General features: G+C 65.0%; 20 protein-coding genes. 3 read left to right on the top strand and 17 right to left on the bottom strand.

All coding sequences use genetic code 11. From position 1 onward, the window contains the following. Positions 1 to 199 precede the first annotated feature (199 nt). The gene (locus IDT60_RS21405; RefSeq protein ID WP_191082528.1) at positions 200 to 2,023 is read left to right on the top strand and encodes a helix-turn-helix domain-containing protein; all 1,824 of its coding nucleotides are present in this window, start codon (positions 200 to 202) and stop codon (positions 2,021 to 2,023) included. Between the two features lie 72 nt (positions 2,024 to 2,095). Here IDT60_RS21405 and IDT60_RS21400 read toward each other — a convergent pair whose 3' ends face one another. From IDT60_RS21400 to IDT60_RS21370, 7 genes are all read right to left on the bottom strand, one after another. Then, positions 2,096 to 2,626, bottom strand: a complete 531-nt coding sequence (locus IDT60_RS21400) for a hypothetical protein (protein WP_191082527.1) — start codon at positions 2,624 to 2,626, stop codon at positions 2,096 to 2,098. After that, a complete protein-coding gene (locus IDT60_RS21395) occupies positions 2,623 to 3,381 on the bottom strand; it encodes a ParA family protein (protein ID WP_223884076.1) in 759 nt (252 codons plus the stop codon). Before IDT60_RS21395 ends, IDT60_RS21400 begins: the two co-directional genes overlap by 4 nt. Positions 3,382 to 4,661: 1,280 nt before the next feature. Further along, the gene (locus IDT60_RS21390; RefSeq protein ID WP_191082525.1) at positions 4,662 to 5,540 is read right to left on the bottom strand and encodes a hypothetical protein; all 879 of its coding nucleotides are present in this window, start codon (positions 5,538 to 5,540) and stop codon (positions 4,662 to 4,664) included. A gap of 70 nt (positions 5,541 to 5,610) precedes the next feature. Beyond that, complete coding sequence (locus tag IDT60_RS21385; RefSeq protein ID WP_191082524.1) at positions 5,611 to 6,423, bottom strand: hypothetical protein; 813 nt, start codon at positions 6,421 to 6,423, stop codon at positions 5,611 to 5,613. Beyond that, the gene (locus tag IDT60_RS21380; protein ID WP_191082523.1) at positions 6,417 to 7,184 is read right to left on the bottom strand and encodes a hypothetical protein; all 768 of its coding nucleotides are present in this window, start codon (positions 7,182 to 7,184) and stop codon (positions 6,417 to 6,419) included. Before IDT60_RS21380 ends, IDT60_RS21385 begins: the two co-directional genes overlap by 7 nt. Continuing rightward, on the bottom strand, positions 7,181 to 7,603 hold the full coding sequence (locus tag IDT60_RS21375) for a hypothetical protein (RefSeq protein WP_191082522.1): 423 nt from the start codon (positions 7,601 to 7,603) through the stop codon (positions 7,181 to 7,183). Before IDT60_RS21375 ends, IDT60_RS21380 begins: the two co-directional genes overlap by 4 nt. Continuing rightward, on the bottom strand, positions 7,600 to 8,355 hold the full coding sequence (locus IDT60_RS21370; RefSeq protein WP_191082521.1) for a hypothetical protein: 756 nt from the start codon (positions 8,353 to 8,355) through the stop codon (positions 7,600 to 7,602). Before IDT60_RS21370 ends, IDT60_RS21375 begins: the two co-directional genes overlap by 4 nt. A gap of 67 nt (positions 8,356 to 8,422) precedes the next feature. Between IDT60_RS21370 and IDT60_RS21365 the strand changes: the two genes are divergently transcribed. Continuing rightward, the gene (locus IDT60_RS21365) at positions 8,423 to 9,211 is read left to right on the top strand and encodes a metallophosphoesterase (RefSeq protein WP_191082520.1); all 789 of its coding nucleotides are present in this window, start codon (positions 8,423 to 8,425) and stop codon (positions 9,209 to 9,211) included. Positions 9,212 to 9,279: 68 nt separating this feature from the next. Here the strand turns inward: IDT60_RS21365 and IDT60_RS21360 are convergent, their stop codons facing one another. From IDT60_RS21360 to IDT60_RS21345, 4 genes are all read right to left on the bottom strand, one after another. Further along, positions 9,280 to 9,822 carry a hypothetical protein gene (locus IDT60_RS21360; protein WP_191082519.1) on the bottom strand — a complete coding sequence of 181 codons (543 nt, stop codon included), beginning with the start codon at positions 9,820 to 9,822 and terminating at the stop codon, positions 9,280 to 9,282. A gap of 126 nt (positions 9,823 to 9,948) precedes the next feature. Further along, on the bottom strand, positions 9,949 to 10,665 hold the full coding sequence (locus IDT60_RS21355; RefSeq protein WP_191082518.1) for a hypothetical protein: 717 nt from the start codon (positions 10,663 to 10,665) through the stop codon (positions 9,949 to 9,951). Positions 10,666 to 10,872: 207 nt separating this feature from the next. Continuing rightward, the gene (locus IDT60_RS21350; protein ID WP_191082517.1) at positions 10,873 to 11,367 is read right to left on the bottom strand and encodes an RDD family protein; all 495 of its coding nucleotides are present in this window, start codon (positions 11,365 to 11,367) and stop codon (positions 10,873 to 10,875) included. Between the two features lie 117 nt (positions 11,368 to 11,484). Then, entirely contained in the window at positions 11,485 to 11,946 is a 462-nt protein-coding gene (locus IDT60_RS21345) for a hypothetical protein (protein ID WP_191082516.1), read from the bottom strand. An 80-nt stretch (positions 11,947 to 12,026) separates the two neighbouring features. Between IDT60_RS21345 and IDT60_RS21340 the strand changes: the two genes are divergently transcribed. Beyond that, positions 12,027 to 12,461, top strand: coding sequence for an SHOCT domain-containing protein (locus IDT60_RS21340; protein ID WP_191082515.1), 435 nt, complete (start codon positions 12,027 to 12,029; stop codon positions 12,459 to 12,461). A 64-nt stretch (positions 12,462 to 12,525) separates the two neighbouring features. On the opposite strand, the gene IDT60_RS21335 is transcribed toward IDT60_RS21340, so the two are convergent. From IDT60_RS21335 to IDT60_RS21310, 6 genes are all read right to left on the bottom strand, one after another. After that, positions 12,526 to 13,434, bottom strand: coding sequence for a hypothetical protein (locus IDT60_RS21335; RefSeq protein ID WP_191082514.1), 909 nt, complete (start codon positions 13,432 to 13,434; stop codon positions 12,526 to 12,528). A gap of 41 nt (positions 13,435 to 13,475) precedes the next feature. Continuing rightward, positions 13,476 to 14,450 (bottom strand): hypothetical protein, encoded by a 975-nt coding sequence (locus IDT60_RS21330; protein WP_191082513.1) that lies wholly within the window; start codon positions 14,448 to 14,450, stop codon positions 13,476 to 13,478. Between the two features lie 98 nt (positions 14,451 to 14,548). Next, positions 14,549 to 14,929 carry a hypothetical protein gene (locus tag IDT60_RS21325; RefSeq protein ID WP_191082512.1) on the bottom strand — a complete coding sequence of 127 codons (381 nt, stop codon included), beginning with the start codon at positions 14,927 to 14,929 and terminating at the stop codon, positions 14,549 to 14,551. After that, positions 14,926 to 15,906 carry a hypothetical protein gene (locus IDT60_RS21320; RefSeq protein WP_191082511.1) on the bottom strand — a complete coding sequence of 327 codons (981 nt, stop codon included), beginning with the start codon at positions 15,904 to 15,906 and terminating at the stop codon, positions 14,926 to 14,928. The genes IDT60_RS21325 and IDT60_RS21320 overlap by 4 nt, the downstream gene beginning before the upstream one ends. After that, positions 15,903 to 16,646: a hypothetical protein gene (locus tag IDT60_RS21315; RefSeq protein WP_191082510.1), complete on the bottom strand. Its 744-nt coding sequence runs from the start codon at positions 16,644 to 16,646 to the stop codon at positions 15,903 to 15,905. Before IDT60_RS21315 ends, IDT60_RS21320 begins: the two co-directional genes overlap by 4 nt. 79 nt (positions 16,647 to 16,725) lie before the next feature. Then, a complete protein-coding gene (locus tag IDT60_RS21310; RefSeq protein WP_191082509.1) occupies positions 16,726 to 17,565 on the bottom strand; it encodes a hypothetical protein in 840 nt (279 codons plus the stop codon). Between the last annotated feature and the right edge of the window lie 26 nt (positions 17,566 to 17,591).

Below are 17,591 nucleotides of genomic sequence, written 5' to 3'. Positions count from 1 at the left end.
AAGCTTCTGATTCACGAACTGGGATGCTTGCCGGCGAACAGTCCGTAAATCGTTTGGAAGTCCTTGGGAGGGCTCCCTTTGTATTGCAATGAACCGATCTTGGCGGATCGGCCCTTTTTCACACCTTCCGTTCCCCGAAAGGATTGTTCCCATCGTACATGGACTCCCATGTGCGTCGCCAGCTATATCTGTCTCTGGCGTGTCGCGCAACCTCTCCTCATCATGCTCGCCTGCCGAGGCCTGGGCTGCCCTCGCACCTGTTCTCGCAGGTCAGCCGCGTGTACGCCTTTCCAAAGACGCCGGAAAGACCTACCCGCAGAAACATGAACGGAACCTCACCGAGGCGCTTCCGTCGGTTCCTGCCGCGGTTCGAATCTTCGGCAAGGACGGCACCTGCGCGGCGATCTTCCTCGACTTTGACTCCTCGGTAGCCGGGCAGGACTGGGTCCAGGCCGACGTCCGGGCCGTCCAGACCTGGCTGCACTCGGTCGGTGCCCGGTGGATTGAGGACTTTTCCCCCAACGGCGGCCGCCACGTCTACATCCCGCTGGCGCAGCGGGTCACCTTCTCTGAAGCGCGTGATCTTGTCGAGGCGCTGGGCACCCGATACCGGACCCTGGACAAGACCCCGCACCAGAACCTGCTCCACGGCTGCATGCGAACGCCCGGCTCACCGCACAAGCGCGGCGGCCACCAGGAGCTGGCAATGAGCCTGTCCATGGCCTATGACGTCGCCCGCCGGCCCAACAGCCCGACCATCTGGGCGGCCATGACCAAGGACCTGGCCGCCGAGATCAAGGCTGTACGGGCACTCCGCCAGGAGGACACCTTCACAGCGTCGACCGCTGACGCACCCGTCATCGACCAGCCCACCGGGCGCATGTCCCGCCCCATGCAGGTGCTTGCCCAGACCGGGCTGTATGACACCAGCCGCTACGCGACCGACTCCGATGCCCGCCAGGCAGTTGTCGTGGCCGCCGCGGCCGCCGGCCTGCAGCTGGTCGACGTTGAACGCCGCATGCTCCAGGGAACCTGGCCGGGACTGGCCTCCTTCTACGCCCGCTACGCCGCCAGGCACCGGCTTCCTTCCCTGCGCCGCGACTGGCAGAGCGCCATCAAATACCTCAGCAAAAACACGGCCACCGCAGATGGAAATAGCAATGTCCGCAGATCCCCCACAAGCCAGCCAATTACACAGGCGGGGGCACTAGAGGGCATCAATCCAATTTCGAATCCCGATGCAGAGCATCGGCACATCCGCACCTGGCGGAATGCGCTTCGGATCAGGGAGGTGAACTATCAGCAATCCAGAACAGGAATGGCACGCAGGATGGTTCTCCGGGCACTGGGAGAGGCAGCCCACATGACTGCTTCGCGGTTCGTTGAATTCGGGGTTCGTTCGATCGCTGTTGCCGTCGGTCTGGACCACACCACGGTGGCCATCCACTTGAGGGAACTGCGGTCGGAGAAGGATCCGTTGGTGACCTTGGTCGAGGAGGGCCGCGGAACCAAGGGCGATCTCTACATGCTGACCATTCCGGAAGAGCTGAAGACAGCAGCCGAAGACGCAGCCTGGCAGAAAGGGAAGATCCACGCCCTGCGCCCGGTCTTCCGTGAACTGGGACTGCCGGCCGCGTTCGTCTATGAAGCGCTGGAGCACTCCCCCGCCATGCCGACCTCAGAAATAGTGCGCCTGACCAGGTTGTCCCGCTCGGCTGTCAATGAAGCCCTGGAAGTCCTGGCCGCGTGGAACCTCATCACCCGCGGCGCCGCCCGCGCCTGGTCCACCGTTGCAGCGACGTCACTGCAGCAGCTCGCTGAACAGTTCGGAGTCCTGGAAGCAGTCGCTGCGCAGGTCCAGCGCTACCGCAACGACCGCATCATCTGGCGGGAGTGGCTGGCCAAGAACGTCAGCACCGTCGCCGAGCTCCTCTCCCCCGACGACGACTACCCGTGGGAGATGTTCGAGGGCCCACCTGACGACTGGTCCCTATCCGACCTGGCCTTCAGATCGGCCGGATGACGTCCGGAGGTACAGCAAAGGACATGCTTTCATGCATGAATGAATGCGTGAAAGCATGTCCTTCGGTGGTTGTTACTGGGATCCCCAGCGCGTCCTGACGCCCTGTTCGATGGCGTCCCGAAGCGTGACGCCATGCTCTTCCTGGGCTTCGTAGAGCAGGTCGAGGATCTCCTGGGAGACGCGGGTGCTCAGTGGGAACGTCACCTCGCGGCGGCTCGACTTCTTGTTCGGTGCTGCCTTGGCTTTGGAGGTTCGCGGCTTCGCCGGTGCCGCGGCGGGTGCCGCTACCGCAGGCGCCACAGCGGCAGGAGCCTCCTCAACCGCAGGTTCAGGCTCGACGTCAGCTGCCTCCTCCTGGGTCGCCGCCTCCTGGGGCGCTTCCGCGGGTGCGGCCGCCGGTTCAGCCTGGGGCTCCTCGGCTTCCTGCTGCTCCCCTCCCCCATCGGTGGCCGGTGCGGCGTTGACCTGTGCCGGCGCAGCGGCCGGGACCGGAACAGTGCTGGCTGGGCTGTAGTCAACGGGGTCGACAGTTTCGTCCGGTGCGGGACGAGGGCGCCGGCGCAGCTGTGCCGGTCGGTCTTTGATAATGCTTGCCTCGGTCATCGGACGATCTCTTTCATCAGTGCGGTGTAGGCCTCCACTACGGGCAGGCCCTTGCGGTACTCCCCGTACCATTCCTGGGTCATGCGCATCTCCTGGACGATGGTCCGGTGCGGGACCAGCGGGGTCAGGAGCATCCCGGTTTCGCGCAGCTCCTCGATGCTGGCGACCGCGATCCTGGACATGACGGTGGAGGCAACGGCACCGACGATGATGCCGGCCTCGTGGAGACTGTCGGGAGCACCGATCCTTTTGCGGGAAGTGCGGAACTGTTCGACGCTTCGGCGGGCACCCGCTACCCCATCCACGCCGTCGACGGTGGCGCCGGCTGCGTACACGATGGTGTCTGCTGCATTGAGCGCAGAGAGGGTTAGCGGGCCGCCCTGGCGGTTGGGGCAGTCGATGATGACGACGTCGGCGTCGATGCCAATCAGGGAAGTCTTGAGGCGCAGCTCGGCGTGATCGGCACGGTCTGCTTCACGGTTAGAGACGCTGCGCGCGGATGGAACGACGCGCAGGTTGGGGAACCAGCTGGACTCAATGGCGAGGTCTTCTGCCCAGCCTTCCGGGTCCGCGTCACCCAGGATAGCCCCAACGTGCAGGCCGGCTTCCTTGGGTTCCACCCCGATCCACTTGGTGGCGGCGGCACGCGGATCGAGATCAACGAGGACGACCTTGCGTCCAGAGGCGGCAGTTACAGCGGCAAGTGAGACAGCTGACGTCGTTTTGGTGGCGCCACCCGACTCGCTGTAAACCATGATTGTTTGCATAGATTCAAGCTTCCCGGGCACACATGTGCGTTACAAGGAGCCACGCCGACCACTCCCCCGCTGTGATCAAACTGGCATGACAGATAGCTTTCATTCATGCATGAAAGAAAGGATGCACGCAGGCATGTCTGAGCTGCCGTAGCGTCGCACCTTGCCCCTGCCACTCCCCTCCCCAACCGCACCTATGTCCACCTCTGCGGTGTGTTTTCGCCCTCCCCCGGCTTCCTGCAAGCGGCCTTGCTTTCATTCATGCATGAATGCCTGCCGGAACCTGGGCCGCTGGCCGGGAAACGCTCCGTGGGCGCGCAGGAGGCGCTGCCGCAACGGCGCGACACGGGCTGCGGCCGGGGCAACCATAACCGAGCCTGCATGCATGCATGAATGCTGGCGGGAAAGAACGCTTGCGGGCATGCGTGGTTGCATGCCACCAAGAAAGCTGGAGTGCATTCCTGCGGGCTTGCCAGCTGGGAAAGCTAAGGCGCCGGAGCTTTCTTCATTCGGGCATTCATGCATGAATGAATGGTTGCCAGATGGCTTGTCGGGGCAACCTCGGTCGCGCCGCCTGGTTGCATTCATGCATGAAAGAACGAATGACGGCAGGAACGTAATTAACCCGGGTGGGCGGGTTTGATGCAGATTCGGCCCCCGTACATTCGTGCATGCATGAAAGAATGCCTGCCTGCTGGACAGCACGCTTGCTTGCTCCCGCCCCGACGAGCGGACAACCCATTCCTTCATGCATGAAAGCACGAAGACTCCAATTTGGAATTGAACCTCGGTGGCCGGGGTCCCAATTGCTTGCATTCATGCATGAAGGAATGGCACGCCAGCGTGGAGGGGGTGGGGGCTGGGGTCAAGCGTGAGAGGGCGCTTCATTTGACGTCCTCAGAAAAGCAGCCAGGAATACGCATAGGGCTGGCTCTTCGGAGGCTTCATTGGCCACAGCCAGGATGGGCGCGGTGTTTGCCGCCCGGGTCCTCCGTCGCCCCGGTGAAGAGCTTGCAGCCTTGGATGCATTCTTTCATGCATGAAAGCAAGGGACCTGCCGCGGGGATGACGTCTGCAGGCCTGCAGTCTTGCAGGCTTTCCAGCTTGCGTGCTGCCCTGCAAGCCTGCTTTCTTGCGGGCTTTCAGCCATGCATGCATGCTTGCAACTCGCCTACTCGATCAATCCTCCCTGCTTTCATTCATGCATGAATGCACGCGTTCATCCCGGACCGCATGCCCGCCAGCAGTCTGTCCTGCCGGCGGGCATGGCCTTACGCCTCTCACCACTGGGTGTCGTCGAAGGTTTCGCCGATGACGGTGTCCTCGTTGTTCTCGCCTTCAAGGAGCAGCCGGGTGAAGCGCTCTTCGTGGTACTGGTTGTCACCGGGGCGGACTCCGTTGGCGAAGTTGACCGCTGCCTTCGAGTAGGAGTGCACCGCACCCTGTTTGGCCCAGTCGCTGTCTTCCCAGTCGTTCTGCGGGATGGAGCCCAGGTGGTCCTGCAGCTCGATGGCACGGGAGGCGAAGTAGCGGGACAGCCTCCGGGCACGGAGCGACGTCAGGGGAGCGGCGGAGCGCTTCTTGATCGCAGTGGGGGACAGCTCCTCATGGTCCGGCCCCACCGGGAGTCCCAGCATCAGTTGCTCATCGCGGGCAGTCCTGATCATCTCCGGGTCGGCGTCGGCGCTCATCAGTGAGGCCGCGACTTCCGCTTCGCCCAGTGCGATGCCGTGGTAGTAGGTGCTGCCCGTCCGGCTGACGGAGTCCAGGGCGTTGCGCATCCGGACCAGGCTCATACGGAGGGCACGGTCGGCGTGGTCCTTGTCGATCTCGGTGGTCTCGGGATCCGGGTCGTAGCTGGTGGCCGGCATGACGCGGTCCAGGTGTGCATCCCAGGGGACCAGTCGGTCGTCCTTGAGGAACAGCTGGCCGCCGGAGTCCAGGTTCAGGGTGACGTTGCGGTTCTTGTCCCTGCCGGCTTCGGAGACGGTTCCGAATTCGTGGCCGGTGAAGACTCGGGTACCGGGGCGGAAGGAGAAGGCTTTCTCGGCGGCTTTGAAGCCGGCAAGCGTGATGGACGGGTCCTGGTGGGCGTAGGCGGTGAATTCTCCGCCGGCGGGGACACCGGGCTGGACGCGGGGTTTTGCTGTCGTGGTCATACCCTTTCTGTGTGCGGCCGCCGCGGACATGGCGAAGGCCGGGGAGCAAGGCTTCCCGGCCTTGTCGGCATCAGCGGCCCGACAACTCCCTGGACTCCTTCCTGTGTTCCGCCAGCATCTTGTACGCCTCCCGGTGCATGTCCTGGGCAACGATGGTGGCGCACCGGGAAAGGAGCTGCTGGCCTTCCACGCCTGCCTCGCCACCCAGGAACGCTTCAAGGTGCTCGTCGCCCGCCTGGCGCCAGTTTGTGGTCTCGATGACCCTGTGCGGGTAGGACTCGGTCCTGAACTGGAGGTCCGTGGTCCCGTCACGCCTGAGCCGGTAGTAGCCGCGGCGCAGGTCTTCCAGCTCCACTGTCACCCCGGCCTCGTCCAGCAGCTCCTTGGCGGCCGCGAGCTGCTTTGCCTGGGTCACCGCCCGTGCTGCCAGGAATTCCGGCATCGGGTTGGTGAAGCCGTCGCGGTACCGCAGGTTCTCGTGGTCGAACGGCTCCACCGCCTGCTCGTAATCAGTGATGCCCAGGGCGATGATCTCCTCCTTGCCGTCCCGGGTGATGCCGTAGAAATCGCAGTCCTTGTCTCCGATGAGATCGATCGAGGCGTACACCTGGCTGTAGGCGTCCGCTTCATCCCCTTCGTAGCCGCAGTGCCGCAGGACATCGTTGAGGTCATCGTCGCTGACGAAGACTTCGACCCGGGAGTTGTCCGGCCGTTCCGGCCACGGGATGGTGGTCGGGTCCTTGGCCGTGCCGACGGCGCCGGCAAACACCGTGGCTGGGTTAGCCAGCGGGGGAGTGAGGGCCGGGACGGCGTCGCTGTGTCCGACGGCGGTGAACTCACCGCCGGCCGGGACGCCCGGCTTCACGCGCGCCTGGGTCACCATGTTTCGCCTTCTTCCAGCAGGGTCACGGCAATGGCGTTGCCGATCATGTCGGTGCCGGCGGGTCCGCCGCCTTCCTCGGTTGCTTCCTGCAGCAGTGCCTCGGTCATGCGCGGGGTGAGGGGCTTTCCGTCCTGGGTGTATGCCTCGACCTTGTCCTTGCAGCGTGGCATCAGGACCGTATAGGTGACTGGTTCCTGACCGACGTCCATAGTGATGTCCAGGGAGCCGACGGGGCGGTCCCATTCGTCCTTCCGGAGCTCGGGGAGTCCGAAACTGACGTTGCCGCGGCTGCGCAGGCCGGACCGCTGGGCCCAGCGGGTGACCGTCCGCGCCTTCGCCATTGCCTTGCTGTAAGCCGCCGAGATCTCTTCAGCGGGGACGGGGCTGCCGTCTTTGGTGTGGATGTCCACGTCTGCTGCTGATTCGTGGTTGCGGTCCGTCTGGTTGCGGACGCCGCGCATCACACCGAACATGTGGTCGCTGAGGTGTACCGAGAATTCCCCGTCCCGGTTCTTCAGGTAGAAGAGAGTGCCGAAGCCGTCCGTCGTTTCAAAGTCCGTGGCGCGGCCGGTGACTCCAGCCTGCCGGAGCTGGTCCATGCGGGAGCTGACCAGCTGCTGTTCGACAGAGTCCAGGTTGGCCATTTCGCCGATGTGCAGGAACGGTGCGGGCGCGCCCAGGGCCAGTGTCGGCTCGGCGTGGGTGGTGGTCATGAACTGGCCGCCGTTGGGCTGGCCTCCGGGCTGGTGTCCCTGGCTCATTCGCTGGTTTCCTTCCATGCAGCGGCGGTCTCTTCGTCTTCTTTGGTGAGCTCGATGAGGTAGCGTCCGAGCATCTGGCCGGACTGGTCGGGGCGGTGTGTTCCCGGCGCCGTGGTTTCGTTGACGACGTATCGGTCCACAGCCAGACGGACGAGTCGCTCGTCCTCCAGCAGGGCGCTGACCTGTTCGGTGTCTTCCCCGAAGTCACCGCCGACCAGGGACCTGACGACCGCGTCCCGGCAGGCGCGGGTTTCCCCGCGCGGGTCGAGCGAGTCGCTCATCAAGTCCAGGTGCACCTGTTCGTGAACGTTGAGCGGGACGTGGAGGGCCGGCACGTTGTCGGAGTGGCCGAAGGCGGTGAACTCGCCGCCGGCGGGGACGCCGGAAGCGATGCGGGGCTGTGCTGTTGTTGTGGTCACCAGTCTTCTCCTGTTGCGGTGGCGATGGTCTTGGTCATGGCGGCGCTGACCTCGGAGGGGTCTGCGCCGGATTCTTCCGTGATGTCTTCCAGGAACGCCTGGGTCATCCGGGGGCTGAGGACCTGGTCGGTTCCGGACGGGGCGACGGTCAGCTCGCCGGTGCCGCGGGCGGCCCGGACGTCGAAGGTGCCGTGTTCGGTGTCGACCATCATTTCGACGTACTCGCCGGAGGGGTTTTCGTCTGCACGGGGGAGGTAGAACTGGATGTCCTTGGTGCTGCGCAGTGTGGTGCTGCTGAGCCATGCGTCGGTGAGGCGGGACTGGGCTCGGGCGTAGGCGATGGTTTCCGCGATCTTCTGGGGCGTTGACTTGCCGTAGTCGCCGGCCATGGCCGACCCGCGGTGGGCGATGTCGAGATGGTCCTCGTCCGTCCGCCAGATGGAGGTGTTGCGGTCCTGGACGATCAGGTGGAACGTGTGGCCCTCGGGGCTGACGTAATCGAAGTCATCACCGCTGTAGGTATTGATCTCGGTGATGGTGCCTTCGATGCCGGCATCGGTCAGCCGCTGCAGGCTCGCCCTGCAGGAGGCCGCCTGCTCCTCGTTCATCCAGGACATGCCTGCCGTGACTGCCAGGCCGGGCTGCGCCGACGGTGCAGTGAGGGAAGGGACCGTGTCGGAGTGGCCGAAGGCGGTGAACTCGCCTCCGGAAGGGACGCCGGGCTGGACACGCGGCTGGGTTGAAGTCGTCATGCCCTTCTGTGTGCGGCGGGCCTCCCAAATGGCGACTGGCTCTGGCTGTGCCGTACACATGGTGGGGATGAGCGAAACAACAACAGGGCAGGGTCTACCGGCGGCCCCGGAACAGGATGAGGTCCTGATGGTCGGGGACTGGCATGGCCGGACAGCGTGGATGGAAAAGGTGCTGCGCGCCGCCTTCCGCAGCGGCCACAAACTGCTGGTCCATGTCGGTGACCTGGCGGTGCTGTGGCCGGCTCCGAACGACAACGACAAGTTCACGAAGATCCTGAAGCGGCGCCTGGACGAGTACCAGCTGACGCTGATCTTCGTCGACGGCAACCATGACGTGCACCCCAGGCTGCGGGCCCTGCCCCGGAACGCAGACGGCTTCGGTGTCATCAGCGACCGGCTGCTGTACGCACCGCGCGGTCACCGGTGGTCCTTGTCCGGGGTTCGGTTCGGGGCACTGGGCGGGGCCTACTCGATTGACCGCCGTACCCGGAAGCTCGGCAAGGGCTGGTGGGAAGGGGAGGTGACCACGGAGGCCGACGTGCGCCGCCTCGGCCGCGGGCGGCTCGATGTGCTCGTGACCCATGAGGTCCCGGCGGGCGTTGATGTTGTCCCGCAGGTCGGCCAGCTGCCGGAATTCATCGAGCGGGAAGCCTACGCCAACCGCCTGCTGGTCCGGGATGCGGTCCGGAACACCGAGCCGCGGCTGGTGTTCTCCGGCCACTGGCACCAGCGCCGTACTGCCCTGATGCCGAATATGGACACCCGGGTCCACGTCCTCAACCGCGACCTGTTCGACGGCAACGTCGTCGCCCTGGACCTGGGAACCCTGGCCGTCCGGGAGTACCCGCTGGGCTGATTCCCGGGAGAGCAGAAAGACCCCCGCACCGTTCTCCGGTGCGGGGTCTTTGTCGTCGCCAGTCAGGCTTACTGGGGCAGTGGGGCGTTGACTGCGGCCTTCAGGTCAATCGTGGCCCGCCGCGTGTACCGGCGGTCCTTCCCATCGAATTCTGCGACCCCTGCCGCCCACGCGTCGTCCTTGAGGTCGAGGGCATAGAGCAGCCCCTGCAGGTCGGGTCCGTCATCGAACGCCAGTTCCTCGCCCCAGTCCTCGTCGATGTCTTCACCTTCCAGGACGGTGCCGTCGGCGGCCGTGACGGAGATGAGGTCGTACTGGTTTTCGCCGTCCTCGTTCTCGGTGATCTCCAGGGTCGCGGCGTCCGGGTGCTTGGCGAGGATGGCCGCCGAGAGGCAGCGCAGCGATTTGATCTGGTGCACCTTGTCCAGGGCTTCGGCCTGTTCCCGGTGCCGGCTGATCACAGCCTCGGACTCGAGGTAGGCGGCGAACTGTTCCGTGGCGGTCTTCTCGGCTGCAACGTCCAGGGTGGGGACAGTGTCGGAATGGGCGGTCTTGGCGAACTGGCCGCCGGCAGGGACGCCGGCGTCAACGCGGCTGGGTTCTTTGCTCATGCCAATCTGTGTGCGGCCGGCTCTGGACCGCGGCACGGCACACATGGGACATTGGGATCCCGCCCTAGCAGGGGACGCAGAAGGGCCCGCGCAGTTCGCTGTGCGGGCCCTTCCTGGTGATACCGGTCAGAGGAGCTTGTTGAGCGCGTCAACCTCGTCCGACAGTTCTTGCAGCTCTTGGCGGGTGTAATCGCCCGACCGTTCGCCCACCCGATCCTCCAGCTCGCTGACGCCGGCACGTGCGGCCTTGACCAGGAGTTCCTGCTCCTCCTCGCTCAGAGGCCGCTTGGTGATGTCGTCCTGGTCCGGGTCGTAGGGGATCGGAGCTGCGGCGGCCCGGAGGTCGATCGCTGCGGACTTGAAGTCGTGCTTGCGGGTGGTGCTGGTGGCGATGCCCGACATCCATGAGCTGTCATCCAGGCTCAGGTCGTCCACGAACTCCTGGACCTCGGTGCCGTTCACTGCGGACTCGTACAGCCAGTCTTCATCTGCCTGATCCTTCAGGACGGTCCCGTCGGCGGCTTCGAGCTTGACGGCCTGGTAGCAGCCGTTTTCGTTCTCGTTCTCGGCGATGCGCAGGACGGCGGCGTCGGGGTACCTCTTCAAGAGGGTTACGGCGAGGCCGCGGACGGCCATCTGGGATGCCTGGCGGTCAAGGGCCGCCTTCTGTTCGTAGAGGCGCTCCCGGCGTTCACGGACCAGGTCACGGTTGGCCAGGAAACCCAGCAGTGCTGCTTCGCCTTCGGGGCGGACCAGGGAGGGCACATCGTCGCTCTTGATCTTGGCGGCGAACTGGCCTCCTGTGGGGACGCCGGCGTCGACGCGGTTCGGTTCGGTGGTCATGATTTCTCCCTTGATCGGTTTTGGGTTGATTGGTACTTCGGGGTTTCGGCAGCCTCGGTCGGGGTCACTTGCGCGCCCACCTCGTGAGGATTCGCTCCAGGAGTGACGGTCTGCCGTAGCGGGCTGCGTGGTAGCGCTCCAGCCCTCTGGTGCGTCCGTCTCCCAGCAGCTCGAGTACGGATTTTGTGCGCGCCGGCTTGGCCGCCGTCACGATGCCGCCCGTGCGGACAAGGAATCGCGGCGTACGGCAACGAACCTGGATTCGACACCGCCGGTGTCGCTGAGCATGACGACAAAGACGATGTTGAGCAGCCATCCCAGGGCGCGGAGACCGCCGACCCAAAAGCCGGGCCGGCTGCCGTCTGTACGCCGGACAGTGCGCATCCCCGTAACGAGATCACCGAGGGTTCCTGCAGTGCCTGCGAGGCAGCCGTACAGGAAGGTGGCGGACAACATGACCGCGAGCAGGAGGACAGAGCCCTGCCAGGCATCGAAGGCAGGCATGGCGGTGCTGCCGACGGCATAGAGGCTGAGCATGACGGCGGCCGTGGCGCCGCCGACAACCAGGACATCCAGGGCCCGGCCCAGGAAATGCGAGACCATGGGCTGCTCGCGGTACGGAACCCCCGTGTCTTCAAAGGTCGGGAGCTGCTTTTCGTCGGTGCTCGGTGCGGTGGCGGTGGTCGGAACAGCGAGGGACATCAGGCGCTTTCAGGTCGTACGGGAACGCGCTGCCGCCGGCCCGGTGAACGGCGGGCGGCGGCAGCGCAGGTGAACACACCCTTATGTGTGCGGCTGCCGGCGAAAAGCGGCAGCAGGTCAGTCGCCGGCGGCCGGAATGTAGATGAAGGTGACAGGGGCGATGGAGCCGTCATCATCACCCTTGTCAAGGGAGTCACCGTCCCCGTCGAGGTCAACGGAGAAGTTCCGGATGCCCTGGCCGGAGAGGGTTACCGCCGCGCCCCAGCTGTGAACCAGGACGACCCCGGTTCCATGTGCCTGGTCTGCGTGCTCGTAGGTGTCCCAGGTTTCCGCTTCGTAGCCGCGGTCCCGGGCCCAGTCACATGCTGCTTCGTGGATTGCGTAGTCCTCCCGTTCGTTCTTCACGGCGGCCCACACTTCGCGGGCGGCGTGGAGCGCCGGTGCGGAGACCTGGTACTTGCCGAGGGCGGCGGTGGCCGGAGAAGAACCGATGGAGATGTCGGATTCGGCGTGGGCGGTGGGTGCGAATTGGCCGCCGGCGGGGATTCCGTGCGGCTGGCGCACAATGGTGTCAGTCATGCCTCCCTGTGTGCGGCCGGCGGGGATTCCGTGCGGATATGATTCCCTCGACATCATTAAGAAAACATTGGGGGGAAATCTTGTCCGGGAACATCACACAGCCGAAGCGCAGGGGCTGGATCTGGCTGGTGGTCATCGGCCTGGCCATGTCCATCATCGGTATCATCGTCGGCTCCGTGAAGACCGGCGGCATGTGCGGCAGCGTCTTCAGCCCGAAGAGCAGGGTGGCCGAGTTGTACGACACCCTGCAGGGCTCGTTCGGCGGGGCAGCTTCCGACTGCAAGGACAGTATCGCTGCGGCGGCTGTCCCGACATGGATCCTGATTGTCCTGGGCATCATCATGATTCTGGCGGGCATCATTGTCCGGTCCATCGGCAACAACCGGCCGGCGGCCGTCGCACCGGCGCCATCTGTCGCATCCCAGATTGAGGACCTGTCCCGGCTCAAGGAGCAGGGCCTGGTCAGCGATGAGGAGTACGAGTCGAAGCGGGCCGAACTGCTCAGCAGGCTCTGACCGAAGGCAATAGCCAAAGAAGGACCCCGGCGATCGTGCCGGGGTCCTTCTCTTTTTCGGTGGGTCAGGACGTCCAGGCGTCGTCGTCGATGATGCCGCGGGCCTTGAGGGCTGCCGTGGCCTTGTCCTGGATGCCGTAGTGGTCCTCCGGGTCGCCGTGGTGCTCGAACTCGATGCTGGTCCCGTCCTCGGCGTACATGCTGTAGCTGCCGCCGCCGAGGTTGTCGACGCTGTAGCTGGCCAGCCCCTCCTCACCCATGACCTCGAAGTCGAAGATCTGGTTGGAGTCGTCCACGTCGTCAAGCGCATCGTCGTCAGGTTCAATGTCCTCGGGCCCGTGGACTGCGGCGTCGGGATCGTCCCGCAGACCCCAGTAGCCGTCGGCTCCACTGAGCACCAGACCGGCTGCGAGGTGGCCCCGGTGCCAGGCATCGGACGGCGTGTGCTTCAGCAGCTTGCGCCAGTGTTCCCGGTCCTCGGCGGACGCCCGCTTGGTGCCGGAGATCTGCAGGGCGTGGTCGGCCGTGTATGCCGGGGTTCCGCCGGGCTTGAACCGGTCCAGGGACGGGTCGTAGTGGTCCATGCGCCGCTCGTACAGCGCCGCGACCCCGGTGCGCAGCCCGTACAGGAACTCCTGGTAGGCAGGATCCTTGGTTTCGTGGGCGCGGGCGGTGGCCCACTCATCCCAGGCATGGAAGGCGATCCGCCGCTGGGCGTTCACCACGCCGCGGGAGAGCGGACCGTCCATGACGGTGCCGACGGCCGCGTCAACGCACTCGTCACGGCCGAACACCCACTCCGCCGGGCGCGGTTCGGGGCAGCCGGCGTGCCGGCCCAGGAACGGGTCCTTGGGCAGCACCAGGCGGGCGTGCCCGGGGGATCCGAGGGCAACGTCGGGTTCGGAGTGGGCGCTGGCGGCGAACTGGCCGCCGATGGGGATTCCTTCGGGCTGGCGGGCTGGTGTGAACGTCATGCCCTTCTGTGTGCGGCCTCCCTGCCCTAGGAGACAGATGCCTAGGTGCCTTGTGATTTCAGCTTCAATTTGATGACGTGAATAGCCTTATTGGCTTCCCGATCGGCGCGCTCCGCGTCCATCTGCCAGTGCCCAAGAACAGTGAATTCCATGTGCTGGGGCAATAGAATCTCGTCTTCGTTCACTGGCGCTGCCGAAGCAAGACCTCTGTCGATGAACACTCCGCGGTCCGTCTCCATCTCAAACAGGACTGAGTGCTCAACATCGTTGCTTCCGTCCCAAGTGACGCTGCGCTGGAAATCTTCGGGGTGTCTGGGGAAGCAGAAGTCGTATTTCGCTGCGAGGCGCATTTGCAGTGACGTGGCCACGCAGCTGTCCCAAGTGAGGGAGTCACCCGGGTTTAGGTTCATCAGACGGTTTATTCGGTCGACATTGTTCTGCTTGGTCCCGCTGGTGGCGAACCGGTTGGTAGTGAGAATCTCCCCTCGCCACACTGTTACCGGGCTGCTCATCGGCGGAAGCTTTGATGCCACCCGATCGAGGAGCCTCTGCGTGGGCCAATAGGCATCCCCGGGGGACAAGTGGTCGTCTCCATCATGAGGCTTGTGGGAGTGAAAGTAATTGATGAGTATTGCGCGCTCTGCATCATCAAGCTGCGAGTAGTGCAGAGCCTGTTTCGCCCGCTCGTATCCCGGAGACACGGTTGTCTTCTCCGCGACGATGTCCAATTCGCGGAGATCCGAGTAAAGAGCATTTGCCCCCTCATCTGCAGCGTGGGCCCACGACGGCACCGTGGGGTTCTTTCTGTGCCATTCTTCATTTGCCGTGAGAAGGCCCTGGACGATAGCAAGCCTTCCTTCCTTCACTTCCAGGTCTTCATTTGCCCTTCTGATGGCAGCGAAATTTCTCAAGGGCCGCTCTTTTAGGGACTCGATCCGTGATGCAGTCCGTTCGACCTCTTTGAAGGGAGCAAGGCGCTGCAGCCTATCCGGCGTGAAGATGGGAAGTTTTGACACGCCACCCATTGTGCCCGTCAAACTCGTCGGAGACTCAGAATGAAGGGGCGCGGCGAACTGGCCGCCGATGGGGATTCCTTCGGGCTGGCGTGACATGGTCATCGGGCAGTCTCTTTCGGTGAGGTGATCTGTTTCAGGAGGGTGCTCCGGCTGTGTGAAGTCGCCTGTTTGCCGGCGCAGGAGGCCACGTACACCTGGCCTTCATCGCCGTCGTAATAGACCACCTCGTAGCTCACCTGCACCGGTGCCAGCTCCGTAATGCCAAGGTGGCTGCGCAGCTGCTCATCGAACTCCGGGGTGGAGGTCATTGCGGTCACGACCCGCTCCGCGCCGTCCTCGTCCACGGTCTCCGAGATGACGTCGCCGTAGCCGATGCAGGAGTCTGGCAGGACCGCCAGAGACAGCCCCGGCTCGCTGTGGGCGGCAGCGGCGAACTGCCCGCCGGCCGGGATCCCCTCCGGTTGGCGGAGCTGACTCATTGGCCGGCCTTCTTCTGTGCGAGCTGGACAGCCCAGAGGGTTGCGTCCTCGTCAGAGGCGGCCTGGGTGAGAAGGTTGCCGAACACGGTCTTGGCGTGGGCGTCGAAGTCGCCGTTATCCGGTTCGCTGTGCAGTCCTTCGAAGACGGCGGCCATCTCCCAGTCTGCGGCTACCCCGGTCAGCCGGTCTCCATCGCGGTCCACCGTGGTGGCGCCGGTGCTGAAGTTGTGGGTCACCGTGGTCCATATACCGTCGTCGTTGCTGGCGATGATCTCGGCATAGGTTTCGCCCTTGCTGTTCTGTTCCAGATGCACGTCGCGCAGCTCGTAGAAGTCCCCGCTGGACAGGGGGGTGGGCGAGCCGGAGTTCGCGTCGGTGACGGCAAGGCTCCAGAGGGCGCTCTTGACGGACTCGACGCTGGATTCCGGGGTGACGTCCTCCGGTGCGGTCTCCAGATGGAAGGAGTCCTCGTCGTAACGGTCTTCGTGCCAGACCATGAAGCCGCCGTCGGCGGTGCGGCTGAGCACGAGCTCCCGCCCGGTGGGTGACTTGTAGGCCCAGGCGCCGTCCTCGATGTCAGGGTTGTCTCCGGTGTACGGAGAGAGCTCCCCGGTCAGGCCGGCCGCGGTGAGCTGGTCCGGGAGGTCATCCCCGGTTCCGGTGACGACCAGCGGCCGTTCACCCTCGTTGAAGACACGGTGGATGCCGTGGATGTCCTCGTAGGTGCAGCCGTTCGCTGCGGCCAGCGTGGCGACGTTCTCGTCGTAGACCGCTTCGGGGCTCTTCCTCAGAAGCCCGGCGATGTGCTGTGCCGAGGAGTACGGGATGCCGGCCCGGGCCGCGGCACCCATTTCGGCCAGGGACGCCTGGTGCCCGGATGAGGCAACCAGGGCGACGGCCGGCTCGCTGTGGGGTGTGGTGGCGAACTGGCCGCCGGTGGGGATGCCTTCGGGTTGACGTGACTGCTTGGTGCTCATGCCCAGCCTTCCTTCTCGAGTTCGGGACGGCGGACGTGCAGCCGGTTCTCTTCGGGCCCGTCCTGGTTGATCGTGGCGCCGTCGTAGGCGGTGAGGCTGCAGCGGTCCCCGCCGCCGGTGACGTAGGCGGCCGAGGTGCTTTGGGCCCAGACGCGGACCCTGGATTCGGTGGACATCGCGATCCGGGCCCGGGCCTGGCCGTGGGTCTCGACGAAGTACTTGTTCTGTCCGTCGACCACCACGCCGACGTCGCCGCCGTGGATGGTGGTGCCGCCGCCGAAGCCGTTTTTGACTTCGATCTGGACGTTGCCGGAGCGGACGTGCAGGCGGTGGAAGCCGTCGTTGACGCGGATGACCAGGGGTGCGCCGGACTCGGGGCCCACGACGTCGTAGTCGTCATCCATGGTGGAGTTCCTGCGCGAGGTCACGAAGCCGAGGTCGACGACACGGCCCTGCCGGCCGGCAAGGCGCGGGCAGGAGAGGGCCTGACGGATCTCGGAGCGGGTCCGCGGTTCCTTGTGCTGCATTTCCCAGTCGGCAGTGACGTCGTCGTAATGCAGGGCGCCGTCCTCGTCCTCGGTAATGACGTAGGGCCGCCACGGCGTCGTGGGGCTCACTGATGGATCAACGGGCGCTGCCGGAATTCCCGCCAGGGCGGGGACATTGTCGGAGTGGGCGGTGGCCGCGAACTGGCCTCCGGTGGGAATGCCTTCGGGCTGGCGGGATGGGTTGAACGTCATGCCTTTCTGTGTGCGGCATCAGGGCCAGGACGCACAAGAGCCCCGACCCGGGGACGGGGCAGGGCTCTCATGTGGAGGCTCAGGCGCCGGGCCGGAAGCTGATCGCCTCCTCGACCGTGATGGTCCGTCCGTCCAGGAAGGTGTTGAAGTCGTCCTCATTCCGGTAGCGGAACACTTCCCGGTCCGCCGCCTGGACGGTGCTGCGGTCGATCTCGTTGCCGTCGGCGTCCCAGGCCGCCGCTATTTCCAGGCCCTTGCCGCCTGCGGTGAGCTCAAACGAGTCGATGGCGGGGAAGTCCTTGCGCAGCTCCTGGGCTGCGCCGATCATGTAAACGCCCTGGATCTCCTGGACGGCTTGCGCGAGGCGTGCCTCAGCCTCCAACAGGTAGGCATCCCGGACGGGCGTGCTGGTCAGGTCCGGAGCCGCCGGCTCCGGGGCGGGGTCCTTGCCCAGTCCCTGGGCGAGGATGATGTCCCGCATGTCCGTTTTCGTGCAGGCTTCGATCATGATGCCGTACGTGGAGGAGTCGATCCGCCTGTGGACCTGCTTTCCCCATTCGAGGGCCTTCTCCTGGTCTTCCTCGTCGAACTCTTCCCATGGGTTCTCGCCGTTGTACGTGTTGTTGATGATGCCGTCGCTGTCGGACTCCCAGAAGGTCATGACCTGGTTGTCGACGGTGACGTACGTTTCGCACTTGCCGCCGCTGAAGTCGAAGGACACCTCCGGTTCAGGAAGATCTGCGGGCCATTCCGGAAGTGTATCGAAGCTGGCGGTCTTCAGCTCGATCGTCCCGGTCAACGGGGCTGTGTAGATGGTGTGCGTCGGCTGCAGGGAGGCAACGGCGTCGGAGTGGGCGGCGGCCGCGAACTGGCCTCCGGTGGGGATGCCTTCAGGCTGGCGGGCTGGTGTGAACGTCATGCCCTTGTGTGTGCGGCAAAGCGGCC

It is taken from the genome of Pseudarthrobacter sp. BIM B-2242, assembly GCF_014764445.1.
In the GTDB taxonomy this organism is placed as follows: domain Bacteria; phylum Actinomycetota; class Actinomycetes; order Actinomycetales; family Micrococcaceae; genus Arthrobacter; species Arthrobacter luteus_A.
This window is presented reverse-complemented; position numbering and strand designations above follow the sequence as displayed.